At 52.9% G+C, this 18,109-nt stretch carries 17 protein-coding genes; 1 reads left to right on the forward strand and 16 read right to left on the reverse strand.

The features are described from left to right. Positions 1 to 25 precede the first annotated feature (25 nt). The 10 genes from C1714_RS02430 to mutL all read right to left on the reverse strand — a co-directional run bounded on the left by C1714_RS02430 (position 26) and on the right by mutL (position 12,408). On the reverse strand, positions 26 to 1,633 hold the full coding sequence (locus tag C1714_RS02430; protein ID WP_102341697.1) for a gamma-glutamyltransferase family protein: 1,608 nt from the start codon (positions 1,631 to 1,633) through the stop codon (positions 26 to 28). Next, positions 1,633 to 3,351 carry an oligopeptide/dipeptide ABC transporter ATP-binding protein gene (locus C1714_RS14540; protein ID WP_102341698.1) on the reverse strand — a complete coding sequence of 573 codons (1,719 nt, stop codon included), beginning with the start codon at positions 3,349 to 3,351 and terminating at the stop codon, positions 1,633 to 1,635. Before C1714_RS14540 ends, C1714_RS02430 begins: the two co-directional genes overlap by 1 nt. Then, entirely contained in the window at positions 3,348 to 4,334 is a 987-nt protein-coding gene (locus C1714_RS02440; protein ID WP_102341699.1) for an ABC transporter ATP-binding protein, read from the reverse strand. The genes C1714_RS14540 and C1714_RS02440 overlap by 4 nt, the downstream gene beginning before the upstream one ends. A 42-nt stretch (positions 4,335 to 4,376) precedes the next feature. Beyond that, on the reverse strand, positions 4,377 to 5,975 hold the full coding sequence (locus C1714_RS02445) for an ABC transporter substrate-binding protein (protein ID WP_102341700.1): 1,599 nt from the start codon (positions 5,973 to 5,975) through the stop codon (positions 4,377 to 4,379). A 53-nt stretch (positions 5,976 to 6,028) separates the two neighbouring features. Further along, on the reverse strand, positions 6,029 to 6,901 hold the full coding sequence (locus tag C1714_RS02450) for an ABC transporter permease (RefSeq protein WP_210115237.1): 873 nt from the start codon (positions 6,899 to 6,901) through the stop codon (positions 6,029 to 6,031). A 14-nt stretch (positions 6,902 to 6,915) separates the two neighbouring features. Further along, positions 6,916 to 7,857 carry an ABC transporter permease gene (locus C1714_RS02455; protein WP_102341702.1) on the reverse strand — a complete coding sequence of 314 codons (942 nt, stop codon included), beginning with the start codon at positions 7,855 to 7,857 and terminating at the stop codon, positions 6,916 to 6,918. A 206-nt stretch (positions 7,858 to 8,063) separates the two neighbouring features. After that, complete coding sequence (locus C1714_RS02460) at positions 8,064 to 8,789, reverse strand: Bax inhibitor-1/YccA family protein (RefSeq protein WP_102341703.1); 726 nt, start codon at positions 8,787 to 8,789, stop codon at positions 8,064 to 8,066. Between the two features lie 118 nt (positions 8,790 to 8,907). Next, positions 8,908 to 9,636 carry a zinc ribbon domain-containing protein gene (locus tag C1714_RS02465; RefSeq protein ID WP_167849899.1) on the reverse strand — a complete coding sequence of 243 codons (729 nt, stop codon included), beginning with the start codon at positions 9,634 to 9,636 and terminating at the stop codon, positions 8,908 to 8,910. Then, positions 9,629 to 10,564: a tRNA (adenosine(37)-N6)-dimethylallyltransferase MiaA gene (gene miaA, locus C1714_RS02470; RefSeq protein ID WP_102341705.1), complete on the reverse strand. Its 936-nt coding sequence runs from the start codon at positions 10,562 to 10,564 to the stop codon at positions 9,629 to 9,631. Before miaA ends, C1714_RS02465 begins: the two co-directional genes overlap by 8 nt. Continuing rightward, the gene (gene mutL / locus C1714_RS02475) at positions 10,561 to 12,408 is read right to left on the reverse strand and encodes a DNA mismatch repair endonuclease MutL (protein WP_102341706.1); all 1,848 of its coding nucleotides are present in this window, start codon (positions 12,406 to 12,408) and stop codon (positions 10,561 to 10,563) included. The genes miaA and mutL overlap by 4 nt, the downstream gene beginning before the upstream one ends. Before the next feature lie 41 nt (positions 12,409 to 12,449). On the opposite strand from mutL, the gene C1714_RS02480 reads away from it, so the two are divergent. Continuing rightward, positions 12,450 to 13,049: an IMPACT family protein gene (locus tag C1714_RS02480; RefSeq protein ID WP_102341707.1), complete on the forward strand. Its 600-nt coding sequence runs from the start codon at positions 12,450 to 12,452 to the stop codon at positions 13,047 to 13,049. Positions 13,050 to 13,052: 3 nt separating this feature from the next. On the opposite strand, the gene C1714_RS02485 is transcribed toward C1714_RS02480, so the two are convergent. The 6 genes from C1714_RS02485 to C1714_RS02510 form a co-directional block, all read right to left on the reverse strand. Continuing rightward, positions 13,053 to 13,898 (reverse strand): GH25 family lysozyme, encoded by an 846-nt coding sequence (locus C1714_RS02485; RefSeq protein WP_102341708.1) that lies wholly within the window; start codon positions 13,896 to 13,898, stop codon positions 13,053 to 13,055. Then, positions 13,898 to 14,512: an RNA polymerase sigma factor gene (locus tag C1714_RS02490; RefSeq protein ID WP_245305103.1), complete on the reverse strand. Its 615-nt coding sequence runs from the start codon at positions 14,510 to 14,512 to the stop codon at positions 13,898 to 13,900. Before C1714_RS02490 ends, C1714_RS02485 begins: the two co-directional genes overlap by 1 nt. A gap of 22 nt (positions 14,513 to 14,534) precedes the next feature. Then, on the reverse strand, positions 14,535 to 15,254 hold the full coding sequence (rlmB, locus tag C1714_RS02495; protein ID WP_102341710.1) for a 23S rRNA (guanosine(2251)-2'-O)-methyltransferase RlmB: 720 nt from the start codon (positions 15,252 to 15,254) through the stop codon (positions 14,535 to 14,537). Further along, entirely contained in the window at positions 15,251 to 15,643 is a 393-nt protein-coding gene (locus C1714_RS02500; RefSeq protein WP_102341711.1) for a Mini-ribonuclease 3, read from the reverse strand. The genes rlmB and C1714_RS02500 overlap by 4 nt, the downstream gene beginning before the upstream one ends. Further along, positions 15,640 to 16,980, reverse strand: coding sequence for a cysteine--tRNA ligase (gene cysS / locus C1714_RS02505; RefSeq protein ID WP_425349044.1), 1,341 nt, complete (start codon positions 16,978 to 16,980; stop codon positions 15,640 to 15,642). The genes C1714_RS02500 and cysS overlap by 4 nt, the downstream gene beginning before the upstream one ends. A 236-nt stretch (positions 16,981 to 17,216) precedes the next feature. Then, entirely contained in the window at positions 17,217 to 18,104 is an 888-nt protein-coding gene (locus C1714_RS02510) for a DUF2238 domain-containing protein (protein WP_210115238.1), read from the reverse strand. Positions 18,105 to 18,109 lie beyond the last annotated feature (5 nt).

Below are 18,109 nucleotides of genomic sequence, written 5' to 3' on the forward strand. Positions count from 1 at the left end.
TTTCCGCACAACATAGAGCAGGTCCTTAGAAGCATGCAATATTCGAATCCGTCCGCGACTCTGTACCGCCCACCAGCGTCCCATTGGCAAGACGCACAATCATCTGCCCCCTGCCGAAGGAAACACCATCCGTCGCAATCTGAATTTCATGTCCACGCCGCACCAGGTCCTGCGCAATCGCATTATTAAACGACGGCTCCAGCATCACCTGCTTTCCTCGAATCCATTGCCAGCGCGGCGCATCCAGCGCCATCTGCGGATTCAGATTGAAGTCCACAAAGTTGCTTACAACCTGCAGATGACCCTGCGGCTGCATATATCCGCCCATCACGCCAAAGGGGCCGACGGCCTTGCCGTCCTTCATGAGAAATCCCGGAATAATCGTATGATAGCTGCGCTTATGCGGAGCCAGCGCATTGGCATCCTGCGGATTCAAAGAAAAATCAGCACCCCGGTTCTGCAGCGAAACGCCATAGCCTTCCAGAACAATGCCCGAACCAAATCCCATATAGTTCGACTGAATGTAGGAAACCATATTGCCTTCCCCGTCCGCCGTACAAAGATACACCGTACCGCTCTTCGGAGGCTGTACAAAGGAAGGAAGATTCGCCTTCGCATTGATTTCCTTCGCCCGCATCGCTCCGTACTCCGGCTTCAGAAAGCAGGAATAATCAACGGTCATATCTTTCGGGTCCGTCACATAGTGCATCGTATCCGCAAAGGCCAGTTTCATCGCCTCAATCTGCTTATGAACCGTATCCGTACTTTCCATTGCCTGCAGAGAAAAGTTATTAAGAATATTCAGCGCCATCAGTGCCGCAATCCCCTGCCCGTTGGGAGGGATCTCGCACACCTCATAACCCCGGTAGTTCACCCGGATCGGTTCAACCCATTGTGAAGAATAATCCACAAGATCTTCTTTGCGGATATAGCCGCCATCCCTGCGGCTTTGCGCATCGAGTTGATCCGCAATCTCACCCTTATAGAAGGCGTCCGCATCCGTTTCCGCAATCAGACGCAGCGTCCGAGCATGATTCGGCAGACGCACAATCTCACCAAAGTGATACGACTCACCATCTTTCGTAAACGTTCGGAACCACTCATTAAAGACCGGATTCCCATCAAAGCGCTCATGAAAAATACGCGTTGAACGCTCCCACATTCTTGAAAGCATCGGCCCAAGAGGATATCCTTCCTCGGCATAGCGGATGGCCGGCGCCAGATCCTGAGCCAGCGTCAGCTTCCCAAAGCGCTGCACAAGCGTCGGCCACGCCTTCACCGCACCCGGCACCATCACTGGCGTCCAGCCGTACTTCGGCATCCCTTCCGGATTGTTTTTCTTCACTTCTTCCAGCGAAATATGCTTCGGCGAATAACCGCTCGAATTGAGACCATACAGATGATCTTTAACCCATACCAGCGCAAACGAATCCGAGCCAAGACCATTTGCCGTCGGCTCCACAACGGTCAACGCAGCCGCTGTCGCAACCGCCGCATCAATGGCATTGCCGCCATTCCGCATCACTTCCAGTCCCGCTGCCGCCGCCAGGTTCGAGCCCGTCGCAACCATTCCGTTTGCGGCAGTTACACAATACCGGTTGCCCGCATAGGGCTGATATAACGGATCAAACATCAATCCTCCTCCTTATCAAACAGATGGCATGCCACAAAGTGCCCGGGTTTCACTTCACGGGACACAGGTTTTTCCTTTGCACAGATCTCCATACATTTTTTGCACCGGGTATGGAACGGACATCCCGAAGGCGGATCAATCGGACTCGGCACCTCTCCCTGCAGAACATCCTCATCGCTTGTCTTACGGTCCGGATCCAGATGCGGAACCGCATCCAGAAGCGATTGCGTATACGGATGCAGCGGCTCATGAAACAGATCCGAGCACGGAGACAGCTCACACACATTTCCCAGATACATGACAAGTACCCGGTCACAGAAATGCTTCACTACACCAAGATCATGTGTAATAAACAGATAGGTCAGATTCTTTTCCTTCTGCAACTGCTCCAGCAATTGCAGAATCTGCGCCTGCACCGACACATCCAAAGCCGATACCGCCTCATCCAGAACAACCAGGCTCGGATCCAGCGCAATGGCCCGGGCAATGCCGGCCCGCTGCTTCATTCCGCCCGACAATGAATTCGGATACGAATAATAATGTTCCGGCTTCAGATCCACTTCCGTCAACAGCTTAATCGTACTCTGCTTTCGCGTCTCTGCCGACATCTTTGTGTGCAGACGGAACGGCTCTTCCACCGCACTTCCGATCGTCTGCCGCGGATCGAGGCTGGCCGCCGGATCCTGGAACACCATCTGCAGATCCGGGCGCAGACTGCGCAGTTCCTTCTTTGTCAGCTTGCTCAGGTTGATGCCAGTCTCATAGTTACGGTCAAGTTTCTCCTGATAGGCTTTATTCTGTGTCCGTTCCGTCAATGGAAGAATATCTCTGCCGCGATATTGATCAAAGGCCTGCTGATGGTACTGTTCTTCCTTTTGTATATGCGCCCTTGCTTCCGCCTGCAGCGCATTCATCTGCTGAAGCAGCTCCTCGTCTTTTTGAACAATGGCGCCGCGGTCCAGCTTCGCAACATGTTCCTTCTTTTTTTTCAGATCCTGAAGACGTGCCTCCTGGGCCTCTGTACGTCCATCCATCGCCTCCAAAACCCGGATACGCTCATCGGCATGGTCAATATCATCGATATCCGCAAGGTTACGGTCATACACAATCTTCAGCTGCTGATACTTCTGAAGATATGCATGGGCCTGTTTCACTTCATCTTCAGCCTTCGTAAACAGATCCACTACCGCATCAAGATCCTTGCAAAGGATCAACGAACCGACCGTGCGCGACCCTTCTCTCAGCTGCCGGCTCGCTTCCTTCTTCAGCTCTTTGGATTCAAATTCCAGCCGGGCGATTTCCTTCTGAAGCTTGTCATAGGCTTTTGCGTCCCTGGCATTTCCTTCCGCATCATAGCCCTGTGCCTTCTCTTTCAGCTCCTTGATCTTTGCATCAGTGCCAAGGCTCTTCTGATAATATTCGCCCGCTTTTTCCTGCTGCTTCTTCAGGTTATTAATGTACTTCTGTATATATTCCGGGTTCAGCTCCTGAATCGATTTCCCATAATACACGCATGACCCTGACGTCGGCTCATACAACTGCAGAATTGTTTTGCCAAGTGTCGATTTGCCGCAGCCGCTTTCGCCGACAATGCCGAACTTCTCACCCTCATAAACGACAAAGGAAACATCTTCCACTGCCTTCAGCTTCTTACCACCGCTGACCGGAAAGTACTTTTTGAGTTTCCTTAATTCCAGTATTTTCTTCGGCTCGCTCATACACTCTCCTTTGTTACCAGATGGCAGGCCACAAAATGACCGGGCTCCACTTCAACCATCTGCGGATTCTCCTTCGTGCACAGATCACATCCCTTCGCATGCGAACAGCGCGGGTTAAAGCGACAGCCCGGAATCACATCCTGCAGATTCGGGAACTGCCCCGGAATCGGCTTCGGTTCAAACTCATCTTTATCTATGTTGGGGACCGCATCCAGGAGCCCGATCGTATACGGGTGCAGCGGATGCTCAATGATCTGCTTCACAGATCCTTCCTCAACTTTTCTACCTGCATACAGCACAACGACACGGTCTGCTATCTCGGATACGACACCAAGATCGTGCGTAATAAACAGAATGCCCGCATTCATATCCTTCTTCAGATCATTCAGCAGCGTAAGCACCTGTTTCTGGATGGTCACATCCAGTGCTGTTGTAGGTTCATCGGCAATTAATAAGTCCGGCTGCGCCGAGAGCACCATCGCAATCAAAACTCTCTGGCGCAGACCTCCGGACAGCTGGAACGGATACTGTTTCATCCGGTCCGGCGCATTTGCGATACCAACGGTCTGCAGATATTTCACAGCAGCTTCATCGGCCTGTTTCTTGTTCATGCCGCGATGGTTCATCAGATTTTCACGCATCTGATATCCAATCGTCAGCAACGGGTTCAATGCCGTCATCGGCTCCTGGAAAATCATGCCCATCTTCTTGCCGCGGTACTTTCGGATTTCATTATCCGAAAGCCCAACAAGATTCTGCCCATCCAGTAAAATCTTCCCGGATGTGATCCTGCCGTTTTTTGGCAGAAGGCCCATGATGCACAGGGTTGTAACTGATTTTCCGCAGCCGGATTCACCAACAATGCAAACAGTTTCATTACGGTGAACGGTAAAGGAAATATCATGCAGCACCTCATACTCTTTCTTATCGATACGGAAAACTGCATGCAGCTTCTCTACTTCAAGCACCTTCTCCTGTTCCATGACGGTAAACCCCCTTCTTAATCAGATGAAATCAAAATGAAATTAAGCTAATGTGATGTCCTTGACATAGAACAAACCATCCATGCCAAACGGAACCTTTCCAAACTTATTGGAGTTGTAGCAGTACAGCGTATTCTGAACATAAATCGGCGTCACAACCGCATCGCCCTGAATCATCTTCACGGCTTCCAGCATATATTCCTGACGCTCGGCAAGATCGGTCGTTTCCGCACTGTTTTCAACAGCCGTATCAAATTCGGCGTTGTTGTACTTGACGCGGGTGCCATTGGTTGTGGAGAAGTTAGGATCCAGCATCTGCTGACCATCACCGGTCACATTGGACCATGTCAGGAAAATCATATCGGCCGCCTTGTCTTCCTTGGCATCGGAAAGGAATGTAGCCCATTCTTCCGAAACAACGTTCAGCGTAATGCCAACATCCGCCAGTTGTGCCTGGATATAAGCTGCCAACGTCTGCTGCGCTTCACGCGTCGACGTCAACATGGTGACCGTCTGTCCGCTCCAGCCGTTGGCATCAATCGTCGCCTTGGCAGCTTCCTTGTCATAGGCAATGTAGGAATCATCCATCGCCGACGTATAACCAACCAGAGAAGGCGCAACAATGGAACGGACCGTGGAGGCCGCACCATTCATGACACTGTTGACATAGGAATCAAAGTCAATTGCCTGCAGCAAAGCAGTACGGAACTCCTTATTTGCCATCAGCGGGTTGACCGACGTATCGGCATTGGACCGTAATGCAAGATAGCCCGTAGCACTGCTTGGCTGATTGACCAGCGTATAACCGGAAATCTGTTCTGCGGCGCTGACGGAATCAATCGCGACGGTCGGATAAAGGTCAGCTTCCCCGGTCTGCAGACGTGCAATCGCGGTTGCCTCATCGCCAACGACACTGTAATGAATATTCTTTACGGACGGTGCACCACCCCAGTAACCGTCATACGCCGTCAGATCATAGGAAGATCCGGAAACGGAGCTGACATACTGGTAAGGTCCGGTACCAGCGCCCGTCGGATCTACAAGAAGATCCTTCGACTGATCCAGAGTCGGATTGACAATTGCGCCATTGGTATGTGCCAGCTTTGCCACGAGAACGCCATCGTCATAAGCAAGATGCAGAACGATATGTGTATCATCCTGAATTTCATAGCTTTCAATCGAAGAGACAATGGAAGGACGCTGAGAGCCATAATCCGCATTCTTCAGGCAATCAATCATGTACCCGACGGCATCGGCTGTAAACGGTGTCCCATCCTGGAATGTGACGCCTTCACGCAGCGGAATCGTTACCGTCAAACGGTCTTCGGAATATTCCGGCATATCTGCTGCCAGCAGCGGTTCATAGGATGTGCCATCGTACGAGCGGCGATACAGCGTTTCAAAGATCTGCCCCGTCACAAATGTGGATGCAGCGTCGTTTGTCTTCAACGGGTGCATGCCAACGGGTGCCGTTGTCAATTCGATGTTAATGGTGTCGGTGGATGATGCGGCTGCGACTGCTGTAGCGCCCGCATCACTGCCTTGTGTGGCAGTTGCTGTTGAGGAACCAGCGGACCCGCAGCCAGCCAGGCCGACCGCAAGAACCAGAGCCGCAACAGACGAAAGTTTTCTGATGCTCATTTTTCTTCCTCCTTTTGTATTGAACCTGCCTTTTAAGGCAGGGGAATACCTGTTTAATCTTTCAGGTTTGGATCCAGAATGTCTCGCAGCTTATCGCCAAGAATGTTGAAACATACAACGGTAATTACGATGGCAATGCCCGGAATCACAATCAGATACGGTGCCTGATACATCTGCGTTTTGGCCGAGGAAATCATCGACCCCCACTCAGGATTCGGTACCGGAACGCCAACCCCAAGATAGGACAGCGTCGCAATCGACAGGATCGCGCCGGCAATCCGCATCGTCGAGATGACAATGATGGTCGACAGTGTATTCGGCAGAATATGGCGGAACAAGATGACAGGATCACTGGCGCCAAGCGACTGTATGGCCGCAATATAGTCTTCCTGCTTGATCTGGAGTACGCGGCCGCGTACCATGCGTGCAAAGCTCGGAATGGACCAGATGGAAATTGCGATTGTCGCATTGCGGACACTGACTCCGAGCATGGCAACAATCAGCAGTGCCAGCAGAATTCCCGGAAACGTAAACAGCACATCCATAAAGCGCATGATGATGTTGTCCAGTTTCTTGTAATACCCTGCCAGTAAACCGAAAAAGGTGCCAAATACCAGGCCGACGGCGGTTGCGGTAAAGCCAACGCGCAATGAGATTCTTCCGCCATACAGCAGGCGGGCCCAGATATCACGGCCAAGTTCATCGGTCCCAAGCCAGTGATCCGGTGAATACTTGGGATTGGAGGATGCCCAGAATCCCGGCACCAGACGGTTCACGATGTCCTGCGCATTCGGATCATTCTTTGCAAATACAGGTGCGAAGATAACAAGAATCAGCTCAAGCAGCAGAATAAAGAAGCACACCGCTGCAAGTTTGTTATGAAACAGCTTTTTGAAGGCTTTGCGGATCTGACCATCTTTTTTCATTCGCATCCCCTCCTTCATTCATACTTGATACGCGGATCGACAACGACATAGAGAAGGTCCACGATCAGATTAACGACGACAAACATGAAGGCAATCACAAGAACTGTCGACTGAACCACAACATAGTTGCGCTGTGAAATTGCATTCATCAGATAGGTTCCGATACCGTTGATAGCGAACACCTGTTCCGTCACAATGGCTCCACCCAGCAGGCCGCCGAAGCTGGTTCCCATCTGTGTCAATAGCGGAATCAGAGCATTGCGCAGGGCATGTACCCAAGTAATCTTGCGCTGGCTCAGGCCTTTTGATTTAGCGGTACGAATGTAGTCAGAGCCAAGCACATCGAGCATGCTGGAACGTCCGATCCGAACAAAAGATGCCATAACCTGCAGTGAGAGACTGAGACCAGGCAGAAACACCTGCCGTAACCCGATCGCTGTCCAGAAGGGATGGTCCATACCGCCGGTTGGAAACCAGCCAAGTTTGACGCAGAAACCGATAATCAACAGGGTGCCGAGCCAGAAGCTTGGTGTACTGATGCCGATCAAAGATAACGTTGTGAGCAGGTTATCGATCCAGGTATCTTTATGCAGAGCAGAGATAATTCCCAGCGGGATACCAACGATGCACGCCAGCAACATGCTGAAGACGGCAAGATTCAGCGTATTGGGAAGCCGGACTGCCAGCTCATCGACAATCGGCTGCCGCGTTAAGTAGGAGGTACCCAGATTTCCATGAAGAAGATTCCAAAGGTATCTTCCATACTGAACAAGGAACGGCTGATTGAGCCCGAGATAGCTGCGCATCGCCTCAACTTCTGCTGTTGTTGCGGAGGGACCGGCCGCAAGTTCTGCCGGATCTCCTGGCGCAATGTACAGGCTGGCAAAGACGATAAATGTCATTCCCAGTAAAAGAATGACCATTATCAGTAAACGATTTCGAATATACTTTCCCATCCCGTTCCCCCTTCGTTCAAGAAATGCACTGGGTTTATGATAATTCTTTCATGGGAACTTTCAAACAGTATTTTCATTAAATATTCACATTTTGAAATGGCAATCATCATTTCTTTCATTTTTTCATTCGTCAGCATTAAAAAGGTGCCCACGGTTGGGCACCTTAGAAAGCAGAATAATCGTATCGATTATTGTTCTTCTAATTCTCAGTTGCGGCGGCGATTGCCGAACACCGAGAGAATACGCAGGAAGAGGTTAATGAAGTCAAGGTACAGCTCAAAGGCGCCATAGATGGCAAGGTTGGCACCGGTCTGTCCATAGCCGCCGTTGGTCTGATAATACAAGCTCATAATTCTCTGCATGTCCCATGCTGTAATGCCGCAGAATAACAGAATGCCAACATACGACAGCAGCAGCGAATTACCGATGGCCGGAATAAACATGCCAAGGATGCTGACAAGAATCAGGGCAACCAGACCGCCCATCATGATTCCCGAAAAACGGCTCAGATCCACATTTGTAAAGCGCCCGATAATGGCGCAGCTGAAGAATACAACCGCTGTAAACAGGAAGGAAATCGCAATCGTTGAAGCATCATAGGCATAGAACAGTGTCGAGAAGGTCAGCCCCGTTACAACGGCATAGCCATAGAACAATCCGGTCGCCGTATTAGTTGACATGGTTGTCAAGCGGCTGCTGAGGTAGATGACAATGCCAAATTCAACCGCAATTGCCAGCATATACAGCATGCTCAGGATGCCAGGGCTGCTCATGGCCATGCGGCCAATCAGATTCGACGCATACAGGCCATATGCCGAAGCAGCTGTAATCAAAAGCGCAATACCCATTTTCGTAAAGACGCCAACAATGTAATCCTTTAATCCCGCCTGCTCATTGACGTAGACAGTTTGATCTCTGTTGAATTCACTCATATCAGGAATATCTCCTTTCCCGGATTCCTCCGGTAACTATCAGTATATCGACGGCGGCGGCCGGTTCAAGAACCGTACACAGCCGATCTCTATACATTTGGCCAATAATGTCCGGATTTCACAAAGCGATCACAATGACCACAATCAGTGCACCAATCAATGCCAGCAGATACCATGGCCGGATCAATTCTGCCGCATGTTTCTCCAACAGTGAAGCGCCGCAGGCGGAACAGAAGCGATCCTCTGCGCGATTAACGGTTCCACAGCTCGGACATACTCTCTGCACAGCCGGTGCCTCCGGTTCGGCCAGCCAGCGATCAATGGTCCTGGCCGTCTCTTCTTTTTCAATACCGTCATACTTCAGAAATAACGGTTTTTGCGAACCTTTGATCTGAAGAACCAGTTTCTTATGGGAAACGGGAGCCGCATCATTTTCCTGATATGCCATGGCCTGCGCAATCTCATCGCGGTGCCAAAGCTGCACCTTCCCGTTTCTTCGATAAACAAGCCAATGAGGTGAACAAAAGAACGAACCGCTGGAATCAACCGGCTCAAATGTCTCCTCATTGATCGATCCATGCGGATTCTGCATCTGCTTAAGGCGAATCCGATCCCGCAGCGCATTTGCCTGATGGCGGCCGATCAGCTCAAACACAATCAGCACAGCCAGAAAAAGCAGCGTCGCCCTTCGTAAATAAACGGGAAACAGAAAGATACGCCGAATGCCCGGCAGCGCCTGGCACAGCACATACAACGCCGCAAGAGCCGCAATCTGCAGACCGATCAGGCGGCATTCCACCAGGGGAATCCGCATCAGACGAATCATATTCGTTTTCTTCCTACGCATTGACTTCATCCTGTTTCTCCTTCCATCGGTCGATCTCTTCCAGTGTCTGCCGCAGGTCCTCTTCCGACAGCGGATTGAACCAGTGCACCGGCATCTGATGGCGCAGCCACGTATACTGCTTCTTGGCATAGTGGCGGCTGTCCATCTGAATCTTCGCCTCCACCTCGTCCAGCGTCATCTGTCCTTCATAATAACCCCGAAACTCCTGATAGCCGATGCCGCGCATCGCCGGCATCGAAAAGTCGACACCCCCGGCAAGAAGACGGTCCACTTCCTCTTTCAGTCCCGCCTCAAACATCGCATGGACCCGCGCATTGATCCGCGCATACAGAAGTTCACGCTCCATCGTACAGCCGACAATCATCGCGTCATAGATCATGCGGTGATCCTGTGACGCGACAAGATCGCTCTGTCTCTGCCCCGTGCGCTTCTGAATCGTCAATGACCTAAGGATCCGCCGCCGGTTATGGGGATGAATGATCTGTGCCTGCACCGGATCACTTTCCCGCAACATCTCATACAGCTCCTCGGTCGTTTTTTCCTCCAGCTGCGGATCGGCGGGTGGAAGATCATCCGTCCCCTCCGAAGAAAAATCATAGTCATAGAGACAGGCCTTCAGATAGAGGCCGGTTCCTCCGACAATGATCGGAAGATGCGACCGCGACGAAACGTCATCGATCGCCGCCCGCGCCTGTTTCTGAAAGTCATAGACGCTGTAGGGTTCATCGGGACTCAGAAAGGAAAGCAGATGATGCTCCACTCCCTGCATCTCAGCTTTCTGGATCTTTCCTGAACCGATATCGAAGCCGCGATACACCTGAATGCTGTCGCCGCTGATGATCTCACCGTCAAAGCGCCTGGCGCATTCGATGCCGAAGCCACTTTTGCCCGACGCCGTCGGCCCTGCAATGACCAGCACCTTTTTCACGATCCAAACTCCCGCGCCACATCACGCGCATCGAGAATAACCAGCACCGGTCTGCCCGCCGGATCGTTCCACGGATTGCGGCATTCGTTCAGCCCGCGAAGAAGCTCCTTCATCTCATCCATTGAAAGCTTCTTCCCGTTGTTCATCGCACCGCCATACGCAAGACGCCGGGCCAGCGAGTCACGCGCATCTGTGACCGAAAGTTTCTCATCCTGAAACGCATCGATCAGATCCGTACCGATCTGATTGATATTCATATCCTTCATCCATACCGGAACCTGACGGATCCGCAGCGTATCATGCCCGAACGCCTCAAACACGATGCCCATCGGCGCACTGAAATGATTCAGATCCTCCAGCCGCTGCACCATCGCATCCCCACACTGCACCGTCGCAGGAACCAGCAGCTCCATCATCGCCCCCGGAAGCGAGAGACGCTGACACGCCTGTTCATACAGAATGCGCGCCTGTGCACGCCGCGGATCAATCAGCGCAATGCCCTTTTCACAGGTACCGATCAGCCACCTGTCCCGCAGCTGACCAAGCAGCACAATATCGGGAAGAAGACTGCGTTCCTCCTCAGGTTCGGAAGGAGCAGCAGGAGTCTCTGTGTTCGATCCATCAGGAACAGCCGGATGTTCCATCCCGCTGTAGGTGTTTAAGGGTTGTGGTGCCGGTTCGTGTACAGGGCCAGCTTCCAACGTCTCCACACTTTTCTCACCCTGAACATCTACGGATGGTTCCTCAGGAACCGTCCGTTCCTGATTCTCCTCCACTGTCGTACCGCTCAGATCCATGGAAGTCTGTGCATAGTAGGACGGCATCTTTGCCGTACGCTGCGTATGAGCTGCCTTCTCAAGATGATTGTTCTCCAGCGTCGCACGGATGCTGTCCTGCAGCAGATACTCGAGCTGATTCTCCTTTGACAGCCGTACTTCCCACTTGCTTGGATGAACGTTCACATCAACCAGATGCGGATCCATCTCCACATCCAGCACCGCCATCGGGTATCGATCCGCAGGGAGATACCCGCCATAGCCTTCCTGGACGGCGGAGTAAAGACGGAACGTATGGACCATGCGGCCGTTCAGGAATATCTGCATGAAATTCCGGGACGCTCTTGTAACAGTCGGCTTAATGATATAGCCGCTGATGGTGTAGTCATAATCCGAAGCCTTGAGCTCCAGTGAATTTTCCGCCGGCTCTCTGCCCCAGCACTGAAACAGTACTTCCTGCAGATTGCCATCGCCGCTTGTACGGAACGTCTCACGTCCATCGCTCTGCATCACAAAGGAAATATCCGGATGTCCCATCGCAAAGCGCATGACAAGATCCTGAATCAATGATGTTTCGTAGGCCGCGCTGCGCAGATGCTTGAGACGCGCAGGCGTCCGGTAGAACAGACCTTCGACGCTGATCTCGGTCCCCTGATCGCAGGGGTACGGCTCCGCCTTGACCAGCTTTCCATATTCAATGACTGTCCTGGTACAGTCATTGCCATCGCTCGTGACAAGTGTCACCCTGGAAACCGAAGCGATCGAAGGCAGCGCCTCCCCGCGGAAGCCCATCGTATGAATGTTCCAGAGATCATTCTGCGAATGGATCTTGCTCGTAGCGTGGCGGCCGAAGCACGCCGTCGCATCCGAGGCATCCATTCCGCATCCGTTATCGCGGACCGTCAGCTTCTCGCAGCCGCCCTTGACAGCCGAAATGACAATCTGCGTACTGCCCGCATCGATCGCATTTTCAATGAGTTCCTTGGCAACGCCGCGCGGCCGCTCCACGACCTCGCCCGCAGCGATCATATTTGCCGTCTGTGCATCAAGCTGATGAATCCGTCCCATACCCGCGATTATACACCGGCCCGCTCTGCTAAAATGACGGTATGCGTCTGAAAGAAGAATATCGAACCGAAACCTCAATTGAAAAATCGCGTTTCATCGCCTGCCTTTCGCCCTGCAAAGACGAAGAGGAAGCGCGCCAGTATATCGCATCCATCCGCAGAGAATTTCCCGACGCCACCCATGTATGTTCCGCCTACCGCATCGGCCCCCTGGCCCACTCCAGCGACAATGGCGAACCGGCCGGAACCGCGGGACGTCCCATGCTCGAACGCCTCATCCACGCCGATCTCGATCAGGTATGCGCCTGCGTCGTACGGTACTTCGGCGGAATCAAGCTCGGTACCGGCGGACTGGTACGCGCCTATGGCGGCATCGTTCAAAAAGCCATTGGCGAAGCACCCATGGCCAGCGAACAAACCGTCGCCCTCTACACCGTTTCCTATCCCTATGAACTTTCCGGCAGCTTCGCCGCCTGGCTGCGTACAAACAGCGAGATTCTCGATACCGATTACAGCGACACGGTCAATGTCCTTGTGTCCGTTACCGATCCCGCCTTTGTAAATAACGCCCAGGCCGCCTCCAAAGGAAAAGCGCAGGTAACTTTCCTGCGCAATGAAACACGTCTCATCTCCATCCATTAATTTTTACTTACGGACAAACATCACATCGAGATCCACCAGCGTCGAGATTCCATCAATCGTACCGGTGTGAGAATACTGCCAGCAGGAATAGGCATACGCAAACCGCGGAAACTCCACATCATACGCAGCCAGCCAGAAATCCGCCTCATCCTGCAGAACAGCCATCGAAATATCCTGCTGAAGCCAGCTCTGCGAACCGTAGATTGTCACCTGGCAGCCATGCCGGCGCATCGCCTGCACAAACGCCGCCGCCAGCATCGTCTTCTGCCCACGGCTCAGCGTATTGATCCGATCACTTTCATCCGCCTGTTCCATGTCAAATACAACCGGGTACGAAAGATCATAGTCCTTGATCAGATCGTACAGATACTCCGCCTCCGCAATGACTTCCGGCACCGTAATGCCATGCGAAACCCAATAAACCCCAACCGGAATCCCGGCATCCACCGCCCCGGCCATATTCTTCGCAAAATAATCATCCGTATGCAGAAGACCTTCCGAATACCCACGGTACCCGGCACGAATATAGGCAAACTGCACACCGGCCGCCGCCACCTTCTGCCAGTCCACATCCTTCTGCACATAGGAAACATCAATGCCCTTCAAAGACGTATAGGCATCATCCTCATACGACCAGAGAACATCGCTCTTGTCAAAGCCGCTTTGATCATAGCTGTTCTTATAGACGGGGTCCGGCGTCGTGGCAGCGGTCTCTTCTGTACCGGTATCCGTACGCCGCGAATTCACCGCCTCCCCGATCACGACTAACGCAAGCACCACGAAAAACAGCACCTGCAAAAGATTCATCCATTTGATATGACGCCGCCGGCGCCTTCTTCGTTTTGCCATCAAGAGGGATTATAGCTGAGATCCTTCATCACCGCCTTACGAATCAGACGCCGCGCCTTCTGCACACAATAGTCGTACCTCTTCTTTTCCATGCCGAGCTTCTCTGCTCCCTGCGCATAGGTCAGATCATCCTGCATGCAGAAAAAGACATCGCGCTCCTGTGTGCTCAGACCGGAAATTTCATCCATCGCCTTTCGCAGCGCATCATCAAAGCGAACCCGAAAGTGCGGCTCACTAAGACGGTCTGTCTGCGGCAGATAATCGTAATAGCTCTCCTCCTCATTGACATACCATGCATCAATCGAACAGGTCAGCTTCTCATTGCGGATGTCAGCCGTCTCGCGGCGGAAGAATCTGAGCATCGAATTGCGCGTCACAACATGCATATAGCCCGCATAGCTGCCCCGCAGCTCCGAATACAGATCCACCGTCTGCACCTGCAGAATCATCGCCTCCTGCAGAAGATCGTCAAAGCTCGAATAAAACCGGCGGAAAATTCCCAGCAGCTGCCGAAGCGTCATCTTCAAGTGCGGACGCGACTGCTCCACCAGAATGTTCAGCGCCTCCTCATCCCTCATCCGGATCATGTACAGCAGCTCATACGCATTTCCCATCTCCACAAAAAAATCCCCCTCATCACTTGAGAGGGAAGCGGGCCGCATCAATCCCGTACATCAGGATTCCCGCACTCACCGACGCATTCAAGGACGAAATCCTTCCCCGCATCGGCAGCGACACCACATAGTCACATTGCTCACGGACCAGACGCGAAATCCCTTTGCCTTCGTTTCCGATGACGAGCACCGTATCAAAGTCATAGGACAGCGAACGATAATCCTGACCGTCCATGTCCGCCCCAACGATCCAGTAACCCTTCTTCTTCAGATCCTGCAGCGTCCGGGTCAGATTGGTCACAGCCGCACACTTCACCGTATCGATCGCCCCCGCCGATACCTTCGCAACGGTCGGCGTCAGACCGGCGTTATGCGTCTTCTTGAAGATCACGCCATCCGCCGCAACCGCATCCGCCGTCCTGAGTACCGCTCCCAGATTGTGCGGATCCTCCAGCTCATCCAGCGCAACCAGGAATCCATACTGCCCGTGTTTCTCAGCGACCAGGTCATCCACCGGCCATGTCCTGTAGGGCTGAATCTCAGCCGCCATCCCCTGATGGTGCTCACTGCCCGTCATCCGCGTCAGCCGCTTTCGATCCACGTACTCCAGAGGAACATTTGCCTTCCTCGCAAGTGTCTCAATCTCCGGATCCTGCACCGCCAGACAGATGCGCAGCGGCCGATGCCCGTCCTCACTCAGAATCTGACGCAGCACCTGCTTCCCATAAACCCATTGTGTCATTTCTTCTCCTTATGCAGCGCAACCGCCCTGTCCAGAATCTCTGTGATTCTGGCTCCATCGCCATTCAGTTCCAGCATCCCGACAATCGCCTCGAAGCCCGTCGCCTTCCGGTACGTCTGCACCGTCGTACTGTGCGGAACACTGCCCGAATGCGCATTGCGGGCCCGATGAAACACGGCCTCTTCCACATCCGTAAACCAGCTTTCCTCATGGAGCACATCGTACAGCTTTGCCTGTGCAACGGCACTGACATAGGATACTGTTTCATCCATCAGCACCTTGCCGTTAACGACGCCCGAACGCACCAGATACTCACGTACCGCCAAAGACCAGACCGCATCCCCGACATAGGCCAGCGTACGGCCATTGAGCTGGCTCAGATCGCTCATGAAAGCAGACCCTTTTCCGCCAGCGCCTTTCGGCACTCGTCCGCCGCCGCAAAATCCTTGTTCGCACGGGCCTCGTTCCAGCGGGCATACAGTGCACGGTCCTCGTCGCTGACTTCCGGCTTTTCCACAACGATTCCCAGAATATTCAACATTTTCTCAATCGCATTGCGTGTCAATGCGGCCTGATTCCAGTCCGGCTCCCTCACCCGTAACATCTGGTTCAGCTTCTTCGCCTGTTCGAAGATCACCGTATAGGCATTCGGCGTATTGAGATCATCGTCCAGCTGATCCAGGAACGAACGATACGCCGCCTCATCCCAGGCACACCCCAGTGTTACGCCGTTCAATGCGGCCTTGACATCGATGGAGCGCATCGGATTCATCACCTTGTCCAGCTCCTTGCGCGCCGTCTCCACCGTCTCATCGGAGAAGTTGAGCTCCTTGCGGTAATGGACCGAACTCATCAGCCACCGCGTCAGATTGGTACCGAGCCTGTCAACCACATCCTGTGCCCACAGCGTATTGCCCAGGGACTTCGACATCTTCTGCCCGTTGATGTTGATCATCGCATTATGAATCCAGTAGTTGGCCAGCGAATTGTGATGCGTGCATTCCTGCTGCGCCGCCTCGTTCTCATGGTGCGGGAAGCGCAGATCCATACCACCGCCATGGATATCAATGAGCGGTCCCAGATTCTTATTGATCATGACCACGCATTCGGTGTGCCAGCCCGGGCGTCCCTTGCCCCACGGGCTGTCCCACTGAATGCCCTTAGTTGTTTTCTTCCACAGCGCAAAGTCATACGGATTGCGCTTGCCTTCGTTGACGTCAATGCGTGCACCGGCCTCAAGTTCATTGAGACGCTGGTGCGAAATCTCGCCGTACTTGTGATCCGCATCGACAGAGAAGTACACGTCGCCGTTTGTCGATACATAGGCAGCCCCATCATTGACCAGTTCCTGAATGAAGGCAATGATGTCGTCCATCGTCTCCGTTACCCGCGGCGTAATATCGGGCAGCTCCGTATTCAGACTGCGGCGCACCTTCTGATAGGCGTCGATGTAGCGCTGGGCAATGACAGCCTCCGTCGTACCTTCTTCGATCGCCTTATTGATGATCTTGTCATCGACATCCGTGAAGTTTGAAACATAGGTGACGGTATAGCCTTCCGCCTCCAGCAGCCGCTTCAGCACATCGAACACGACCATCGGCCGCGCATTGCCGATATGGGCATAGTTGTAAACCGTCGGGCCGCAGACATACATATCCACATGTCCCTCGTGAATCGGCTTGAACTCCTCGATCTGCAGCGTCTTCGTATTGTAAATGCGAATCATACATTCCTCCCACAAAATAAAAAGCGGCGCATCCGAAAAGACGCTGCCGCGCGGTTCCACTTTTCTCTACTTCTCTCAGGCGATAACGCAGCCGGCGTCTCCGGTTAAGAGCCCCATGGCGGATGCACGCAGCCTCCCGCAGACAGCGCCTTTCACCATTTGCGCCTCGCTGATGTCCGCTTGAATGAAACTGTTCCTTCCGCTTCTTCAGGTTTGATTCAAGTATAGCACGATGCCTATCTGTTCTGATGACTGCCTGCCTGCGATTGATCGCTCTCATTCGCTGAGGCATCCGGCTTTTTCTCAGCATCCTTGTTTGCTGACTCTGCCTTCACGTCTTCATCACTCTTGTTCACTGCGGGATTATCGACCTTCAGCTGACGCTCCTGCAGCCAGTTCTTCTGACGCTTCATCGAAAAATATCCCGACAGAGAAATGATGCCGGCACCGAGCACATCGACGATGATGTCCTTCATCGTATCCGCCAGTGCCGCCTGACCGACCAGAGGCACACCCGCCTCCGTACGCCACTTCTGCATATTCATGCCCAGCAGCGAGTCACCCGTAAATTCATAGATTTCCCAGATGGCACCGGCCGCCACCGCAAAGCAGAAGGCAAACAGCGCCAGAAAGCCCGGAGACAGTGATACCGGCACCTGATCGCTGCGGTTCAGAATCGATACGATAGAGTACGCCAGCGTCGCCAGCATACCCGCAGAGAAGAAATGCAGCACCGTATCCCAGCCGACAAACCGGTAATAGTACGACCTCACCTCGCCCAGGAAGATGGCACAGTAAAGGAAAATCACAAACGGAATCATCATATGCGAAGGAATGTGGACATGAAACTTCTTCTCCACTCTTCCCGGAATCGTAATCACGATACAGCCAAGTATCGATTCCACATACATCAGCACGTAGTAGCTCTTCGGATGCACCTCCGGATGAGCGACCGCCATCTCATTGGAAACCTCGGAAGGCGCCGTGATGATCAGTACCGTTAGAATAACGACCGAAGCCCACAGCGTCAGATTTACAAAGTTGAACAGAAAGCGCTCCAGCTTCGGGTGACGATCCTCAAATGTCTTGATATCGTCATTCAGATCCTTGTCCCTGCGATTCATCTCTT

This window comes from Galactobacillus timonensis (genome assembly GCF_900240265.1).
In the GTDB taxonomy this organism is placed as follows: Bacteria; Bacillota_I; Bacilli_A; order Erysipelotrichales; family Erysipelotrichaceae; genus Bulleidia; species Bulleidia timonensis.

Bases quoted from the DNA above. Each gene is read 5' to 3' on its own strand.
- C1714_RS02430 (WP_102341697.1), bottom strand. From the start codon at position 1,633: ATGTTTGATCCGTTATATCAGCCCTATGCGGGCAACCGGTATTGTGTA.
- C1714_RS14540 (WP_102341698.1), bottom strand. From the start codon at position 3,351: ATGAGCGAGCCGAAGAAAATACTGGAATTAAGGAAACTCAAAAAGTAC.
- C1714_RS02440 (WP_102341699.1), bottom strand. From the start codon at position 4,334: ATGGAACAGGAGAAGGTGCTTGAAGTAGAGAAGCTGCATGCAGTTTTC.
- C1714_RS02445 (WP_102341700.1), bottom strand. From the start codon at position 5,975: ATGAGCATCAGAAAACTTTCGTCTGTTGCGGCTCTGGTTCTTGCGGTC.
- C1714_RS02450 (WP_210115237.1), bottom strand. From the start codon at position 6,901: ATGAAAAAAGATGGTCAGATCCGCAAAGCCTTCAAAAAGCTGTTTCAT.
- C1714_RS02455 (WP_102341702.1), bottom strand. From the start codon at position 7,857: ATGGGAAAGTATATTCGAAATCGTTTACTGATAATGGTCATTCTTTTA.
- C1714_RS02460 (WP_102341703.1), bottom strand. From the start codon at position 8,789: ATGAGTGAATTCAACAGAGATCAAACTGTCTACGTCAATGAGCAGGCG.
- C1714_RS02465 (WP_167849899.1), bottom strand. From the start codon at position 9,636: ATGCGTAGGAAGAAAACGAATATGATTCGTCTGATGCGGATTCCCCTG.
- mutL (WP_102341706.1), bottom strand. From the start codon at position 12,408: ATGGGACGGATTCATCAGCTTGATGCACAGACGGCAAATATGATCGCT.
- C1714_RS02480 (WP_102341707.1), top strand. From the start codon at position 12,450: ATGCGTCTGAAAGAAGAATATCGAACCGAAACCTCAATTGAAAAATCG.
- C1714_RS02485 (WP_102341708.1), bottom strand. From the start codon at position 13,898: ATGGCAAAACGAAGAAGGCGCCGGCGGCGTCATATCAAATGGATGAAT.
- C1714_RS02490 (WP_245305103.1), bottom strand. From the start codon at position 14,512: ATGGGAAATGCGTATGAGCTGCTGTACATGATCCGGATGAGGGATGAG.
- rlmB (WP_102341710.1), bottom strand. From the start codon at position 15,254: ATGACACAATGGGTTTATGGGAAGCAGGTGCTGCGTCAGATTCTGAGT.
- C1714_RS02500 (WP_102341711.1), bottom strand. From the start codon at position 15,643: ATGAGCGATCTGAGCCAGCTCAATGGCCGTACGCTGGCCTATGTCGGG.
- cysS (WP_425349044.1), bottom strand. From the start codon at position 16,980: ATGATTCGCATTTACAATACGAAGACGCTGCAGATCGAGGAGTTCAAG.
- C1714_RS02510 (WP_210115238.1), bottom strand. From the start codon at position 18,104: ATGAATCGCAGGGACAAGGATCTGAATGACGATATCAAGACATTTGAG.